Here is a 6,500-nt window from a genome sequence, read left to right on the forward strand (position 1 = left end):
CAGTTGGTGGCCGCAATTGCTGTGCGCGAAGAGTGCCCACACAAAAGCCCCGCCCGGCGGGGGGAGGACCGGGCGGGGCCTGATGTCCGACTATACTGCTCGCGTCAGCCTGATTGATGTGACGCGCCGGACACCTAGTCGATCCCTGAAGACGCTAGTCCATCACCTCGACGATGCGCCGCGAGCGCGGCTCGACCAGCACGGTCTCGCCGTTCACGACGGTGTAGCGATAGGTGGTGGCGCCGAAACGTTGCGGCACGTCATAATAGGTGACACCGCTTTCAGGTAGGGTGGCACCGACCACCACGCGATCCGGGATGCGGAAAGCCGGCACGCGTTGTTCGACGACATAGTCGCGGAAAGCCGGCCGCTGCTCGACCGCAATGGTCGGGCCGCTCTCGACGACGACGGGCGCGCGTCCCACGGTGACGCTGCTTTGCGCCTGCGCCGCAAGGGGCGAGCCGATCGAGGCCGCGAGCGCTGCAAGAGCAAGAATCCTGTTCCGCATGGGCAACTCCTTCGAGAAGGTTTTCGGGAAGCGCCACTGGCGCGACCGGTTGCCAATGCATGCGTCTCCGCGATGTTCCGGAAAACGCCCGCCGCATTCGCGGCATTTTCGGGCAGTTTTCGCGAAGCCGGGAACTCGCGCGCCCCCGGTGCGTCTCTACCCGCGGAACCCAGTCCGCTATGATCCCGCCGCGATTCGCCCCACCCACGGAAAGAAAATTCATGCACATCACCGTCGCCCACATCTCGCCGATCCTGTCGCTGCTTGCGGGTGTGCTCATCCTGATCATGCCGCGCCTCCTGAACCTGATCGTCGCGATTTTTCTCATCATAAATGGTGCGATCGGGCTCGGATTGTTGAAGTGGCTCCATCTCTAGGCCTTCATTCTAGGGAACTCTTCGACTTGCGCGGACCTGCCCAAAGTGGTGTAAGGCGCGCAATTACCCATTCCTCTCGCAGGTTGTGTGCAAGCTATGGCCAAAGCCGCCTCGAAAACTCCAGCGAAAATGCCAGCGAAATCAAAGTCCTCGACCAAGGCGAAAGCCGCGCCGGCGGCCCGCAAGTCACTTGCCAAGCGCGCCCCGAAGCCCATGGCCAAGGGCGCTGCCAAGCCGGTGGCCAAGCCGGCTGTGAAGCCCGCCGCCAAGTCGGTTTCCAAGGCTGTTGCAAAGGCACCGACGAAGCCGGTTGCACCGAAGGTCGCCGCGAAGCCGGTACCGAGCAAGACTGCTTCAACCAAGGCTGCGCCTGTTGCGGCCAAGGCCGGCAAGTGGGTGTTCACCTTTGGGGACGGCAAGGCCGAGGGCAAAGCGGAGATGCGCGATTTGCTCGGCGGCAAGGGCGCCAACCTCGCCGAGATGGCCAATCTCGGCCTGCCGGTGCCTCCGGGCTTCACCATCCCGACCTCGGTCTGCACCTATTTCTACGCGCATGACAAATCCTACCCGAAGGAATTGAAGTCGCAGGTTGAGAAGGCGCTCGACCATGTCGGCAAGTTGACCGGCAAGATCTTCGGCGATTCCAGGAATCCGCTGCTCGTTTCCGTGCGCTCCGGCGGCCGCGCCTCGATGCCGGGCATGATGGATACCGTGCTCAATCTCGGCCTCAATGACGAGACCGTGGAAGCGCTGTCGGAACTGTCAGGCGATCGCCGCTTCGCTTATGACAGCTATCGCCGCTTCATCACCATGTATTCGGACGTGGTGCTCGGGTTCGAGCATCATCATTTCGAGGAAATCCTCGACACCTTCAAGGACAGCCAGGGCTACACGCTCGACACGGATCTCACCGCCGACGACTGGGTCGATCTGGTCGGCAAGTACAAGGACGCGGTCGCGCGCGAAACCGGCAAGGATTTTCCGCAGGATCCGCACGACCAGCTCTGGGGCGCGATTGGCGCGGTGTTTTCATCCTGGATGAACGCCCGCGCGGTGACCTACCGCAGGCTGCACGACATTCCGGAATCCTGGGGCACCGCGGTCAACGTGCAGGCCATGGTGTTCGGCAACATGGGCGAGACCTCGGCGACCGGCGTTGCCTTCACGCGCAATCCCTCGACCGGCGAGAGCAAGCTCTACGGCGAGTTCCTGATCAACGCGCAAGGCGAGGACGTGGTCGCGGGCATCCGCACGCCCCAGGACATCACCGAGGAAGCGCGCAAGGACTCCGGCTCCGACAAGGCGTCGATGGAATCGGCGATGCCGGAGGCGTTCAAGGAGCTGACGCGGATCTACACGCTGCTCGAGAAGCACTACCGCGACATGCAGGACATGGAGTTCACGGTCGAGCAGGGCAAGCTCTGGATGCTCCAGACCCGCGGCGGCAAGCGTACTGCCAAGGCGGCGCTGCGCATCGCGGTCGAACTCGCCAATGAAGGCCTGATCACCAAGAAGGAAGCGGTGACGCGGATCGACCCCGCCTCGCTCGACCAGCTGCTGCATCCGACCATCGACCCCAACGCCAAGCGCGACGTGATCGCGACCGGCCTGCCGGCCTCGCCGGGTGCGGCCTCCGGCGAGATCGTGTTCTCCTCGGACGAAGCGGCCAAGCTTCAGGCCGACGGACGCAAGGTGATTCTGGTCCGGATCGAGACCAGCCCCGAAGACATCCACGGCATGCACGCCGCCGAAGGCATTTTGACCACCCGCGGTGGCATGACCTCGCATGCTGCGGTGGTCGCGCGCGGCATGGGCAAGCCCTGCGTCTCCGGCTGCGGCACCATCCGCGTCGATTACGGCCGCGGCACCATGAGCATCGGCTCACGCACCTTCAAGACCGGCGACGTCATCACCATCGACGGCTCGCTCGGCCAGGTGCTCGCCGGCCGCATGCCGATGATCGAGCCCGAGCTGTCCGGCGAGTTCGGCACGCTGATGAAATGGGCCGACCAGGTCCGCAAGATCGGCGTGCGCGTCAACGCCGACACGCCGGAGGACGCGCACACTGCGATCAAGTTCGGCGCGGAAGGCATCGGCCTCTGCCGTACCGAGCACATGTTCTTCGAGGAGACGCGCATCCGCACGGTGCGCGAGATGATCCTCTCCGAGGACGAGCAGTCGCGCCGCGCTGCGCTGGCAAAACTGCTGCCGATGCAGCGCGCCGACTTCGTCGAGTTGTTCGAGATCATGAAGGGCCTGCCCGTCACGATCCGCTTGCTTGATCCGCCGCTGCACGAGTTCCTGCCGCACACCCATGCCGAGGTCGAGGAAGTGGCGCGCGCCATGAACACCGACCCGCGGCGCCTGGCCGACCGCGCGCGGGAGCTGTCGGAGTTCAATCCGATGCTCGGCTTCCGCGGCTGCCGTATCGCGATAGCCTATCCCGAGATCGCCGAGATGCAGGCACGTGCGATCTTCGAAGCGGCGGTCGAGGCCGAGAAGCGCACCGGCAAGGCCGTCGGCCTCGAGGTGATGGTGCCGCTGATCGCCACCAAGATGGAGCTCGACCTCGTCAAGGCGCGCATCGATTCCACCGCGAAGGCGGTGATGCGCGACACCAACACCAAGCTGACCTATCAGGTCGGCACAATGATCGAGCTGCCGCGCGCCTGCCTGCTCGCGGCCGAGATCGCGGAGAGCGCCGAGTTCTTCTCATTCGGTACCAACGACCTCACGCAGACGACGTACGGCATCAGCCGTGACGATGCCGCAAGCTTCCTCGGCACCTACGTGTCCAAGGGCATCCTGCCGATCGATCCCTTTGTCGCGCTCGACCAGGAAGGCGTCGGCGAGCTCGTCAAGATCGGCGTCGCACGCGGTCGCAAGACGCGCCCCTCGCTCAAGGTCGGCATCTGCGGCGAGCACGGCGGCGATCCCGCCTCCGTCGCCTTCTGTCACGCGATCGGCCTCGACTACGTCTCCTGCTCGCCCTACCGCGTCCCGATCGCCCGCCTCGCCGCCGCGCAAGCCGCGCTCGGCAAGGCGATCGCGAGCCAAGCGTAAGGTAAGCGGCGAGTTGAATGTTGAGAGCGAAAGAGGCGGGGCCAAAACCCCGCCTCTTTCTTTTGAGGCGACGTTCTTGCCACACATTCAGTGTCATCGCCCGCGTAAGCGGGCGATCCAGTATTCCAGAGGCGGTGACGTGATAGGGAAGGAGCCGCGGCGTACTGGATGGGCCGCCTTCGCGGGCATGGCGGCTGTGGTCGAAGTGGCGATGGAACCGCGCGCGTCCCGTAATGACACGTGCGCGCAAGAGTTCCTTCACCATTCGCGTTGACCAGTTGTTTACCCCTTCGCGTGAGGGCGCATTTACCAAGGCGCATCATCGCCCCGTGAAAACACCTGCGATTGCTTGCGTGTGCCGCATGCTCAACGCCGATTAACGCCCCAGCAACCTAAATTAGATACTCACGATAAAGATCGAATTGCACGGATGTACTGCGGCTCGATTTTTCTAGCGTAAGCGTAGCGTGAGCGTATCGATGTTTTTGTTGCGTACCCATCCGAAGGGCGCGCGGTTCGCGTCCTTCGGCATCGGTCTCTGCATCTTCGCATTGATGCCGAGAGAGACCGGCTATCAGGACATTGCCTCGCTGCTGGCGCGCCAACCCGGCGTCGCGGAGCGTTGGCAGAAGCAGGTTTTCTCTGCTGCGTCCTCCATACAACTGGCCACTTACAGTTTTTCCCGGCCGATCGGCACTTCGGCTCCGCAGAGCGCGATGGTTCGTCTCGCGAGCCTCGACGGCCGCGACGTCACCGGCGCGATCAGCCGCAATCCGGCGCTGCAGGCGCCGCCCCGCTACCAGGCCGCCGATTTTCCCAAGGTCGATCGCTCCATGAAGGGTGACCGCCTCGCAACGGTCACACCGACGCAGGCTCCCGAAGCGGGCGCGCCGACGGCAGCGCCGACGCAGGAGGATCCCGCGACGTCGAACAGCTCGGTGTTCGGCGCCAAGACCGTCGCGCTGCCGCAGGCGATGTCGCCGGAATCCGCGGCCGCGCTGGATCCCGAACTCGCGGAGGCGCTGCGTGCGCCGCCGCTGCCGCAATACACCAATGCGCCACAAGCCAGCGACGCTGCGCGCTCGCTCGCGCTCCAGCCGCTCGAAGCGCTGAAGCAGGCCACCATTCCGGCTGCACCGCCGCGCGATCCGTTCCGGGTCAAGACCTCGAGCCTGTTCTTCGGCAGCTCCTCGCTCGGAGGCAACGTCGAGAGCATCGAGAGCTGGCAACCCGGTGCGGAGCCGCTGATCGTGATGCCCGACCCCGACATGAAGGTGACGGCGTCGCTATCGCCGCCGTCGGAGGATATTGCGAAGGATATCGAAAGCGGCGAGAGCGTCGCGCCGAAGGGTGAGGTCAACGTCGACAATCAGCGCGCCAGATCGCCGGCGGAACGGCTCGCGCTCGACGACAAGTCGCGCGCGAAGTCCGAAAAATGCCTCGCGGAGGCCGTCTATTTCGAGTCCCGCGGCGAGGCCGTGCGCGGTCAGATGGCGGTTGCGCAGGTGGTGATGAACCGCGTGTTCTCCGGCAAATACCCGGACACTGTGTGCGGCGCCGTCTATCAGAACAAGCACCGCCATCTCGCTTGCCAGTTCACCTTTGCCTGCGACAACAATGCCGACGTGATCCGCGAGCCCGAGATGTGGGACCGTGCGAAAAAGATCTCGAAGGCCATGCTCGACGGCCAGATCTGGCTGCCCGAGGTCGGCAAGTCCACGCACTACCACGCCTATTGGGTGCGCCCGTCCTGGGTCGCCGAGATGAAGAAGATGTACAAGACCGGCGTCCACACCTTCTATCGCCCACGCGCCTGGGGCGATGGCAGCGAAGAGCCGAGCTGGGGCACCCCGGCGCAGACCGCCGCGCTCTCCGCCGAGCTCACTCAGCAAGCCAAGAGCTCCGCCGAGATGGGCGCGACCGAGCGGCGGTAGCGCCTCACGCCTCGATATCCAGCGCGCAGTCGAAATTTGGCGCCGAATGCGTCAGCGCGCCGGATGAGGCGTAGTCGACGCCGGTCGCAGCGATGGCTGGGATCGAGTCCAGGGTGACACCGCCGGATGCCTCCAGCTTGAGGCGTCCCTCGTTGAGCCTGACGGCTTCGCGCAGCGTCGCAATATCCATGTTGTCGAGCAGCACGGCGTCGGCAAGGCCGGTGTCGAGCACCTCGCGCAACTGCGGAAGCGTGTCGACCTCGATCTCGATCTTGACGAGATGGCCGGCCTGGGCGCGGGCGCGCTCCAGCACGGGACGGATGCCGCCGGCGACCGCGATGTGGTTGTCCTTGATCAGGATCGCGTCGTCGAGCCCGAAGCGGTGATTGAAGCCGCCGCCGCAGCGTACCGCGTATTTCTCCAAGGCGCGCAGCCCGGGCGTGGTCTTTCGCGTGCAGCAGATTCTCATCCGGGTGCCCTCGGCGCGCGCAACGTAGTCCGCCGTGAGCGTCGCGACGCCCGACAGCCGGCCGACGAAATTCAGCGCGGTCCGCTCCGCCGTGAGGATGGCGCGTGCCGGCCCCGAGATCGTCAGCACCTGCTGCCCGCGGGCGACGC

At 65.0% G+C, this 6,500-nt stretch carries 5 protein-coding genes; 3 read left to right on the plus strand and 2 right to left on the minus strand.

Annotation, left to right across the window (positions count from 1 at the left end; genetic code table 11):
- Positions 1-154 precede the first annotated feature (154 nt).
- Entirely contained in the window at positions 155-508 is a 354-nt protein-coding gene (locus IVB13_RS21715) for a DUF1236 domain-containing protein (protein ID WP_018454893.1), read from the minus strand.
- 221 nt (positions 509-729) lie between these two features.
- Here IVB13_RS21715 and IVB13_RS21720 point away from each other — a divergent pair, with 221 nt between their 5' ends.
- The 3 genes from IVB13_RS21720 (at position 730) to IVB13_RS21730 (ending at position 5,882) form a co-directional block, all read left to right on the plus strand.
- A complete protein-coding gene (locus tag IVB13_RS21720) occupies positions 730-885 on the plus strand; it encodes a DUF3096 domain-containing protein (RefSeq protein WP_007594951.1) in 156 nt (51 codons plus the stop codon).
- A gap of 96 nt (positions 886-981) precedes the next feature.
- Positions 982-3,948 (plus strand): pyruvate, phosphate dikinase, encoded by a 2,967-nt coding sequence (gene ppdK, locus IVB13_RS21725; RefSeq protein ID WP_085384910.1) that lies wholly within the window; start codon positions 982-984, stop codon positions 3,946-3,948.
- A 479-nt stretch (positions 3,949-4,427) separates the two neighbouring features.
- A complete protein-coding gene (locus IVB13_RS21730) occupies positions 4,428-5,882 on the plus strand; it encodes a cell wall hydrolase (protein ID WP_018454891.1) in 1,455 nt (484 codons plus the stop codon).
- 4 nt (positions 5,883-5,886) lie between these two features.
- Here the strand turns inward: IVB13_RS21730 and nadC are convergent.
- The coding region (gene nadC, locus IVB13_RS21735; RefSeq protein ID WP_247490383.1) for a carboxylating nicotinate-nucleotide diphosphorylase at positions 5,887-6,500 on the minus strand (614 nt) is incomplete at its 5' end.

It is taken from the genome of Bradyrhizobium sp. 17, from assembly GCF_023073515.1.
GTDB lineage: Bacteria > Pseudomonadota > Alphaproteobacteria > Rhizobiales > Xanthobacteraceae > Bradyrhizobium > Bradyrhizobium canariense_D.

Bases quoted from the DNA above. Each gene is read 5' to 3' on its own strand.
- IVB13_RS21715 (WP_018454893.1), bottom strand. From the start codon at position 508: ATGCGGAACAGGATTCTTGCTCTTGCAGCGCTCGCGGCCTCGATCGGC.
- IVB13_RS21720 (WP_007594951.1), top strand. From the start codon at position 730: ATGCACATCACCGTCGCCCACATCTCGCCGATCCTGTCGCTGCTTGCG.
- ppdK (WP_085384910.1), top strand. From the start codon at position 982: ATGGCCAAAGCCGCCTCGAAAACTCCAGCGAAAATGCCAGCGAAATCA.
- IVB13_RS21730 (WP_018454891.1), top strand. From the start codon at position 4,428: ATGTTTTTGTTGCGTACCCATCCGAAGGGCGCGCGGTTCGCGTCCTTC.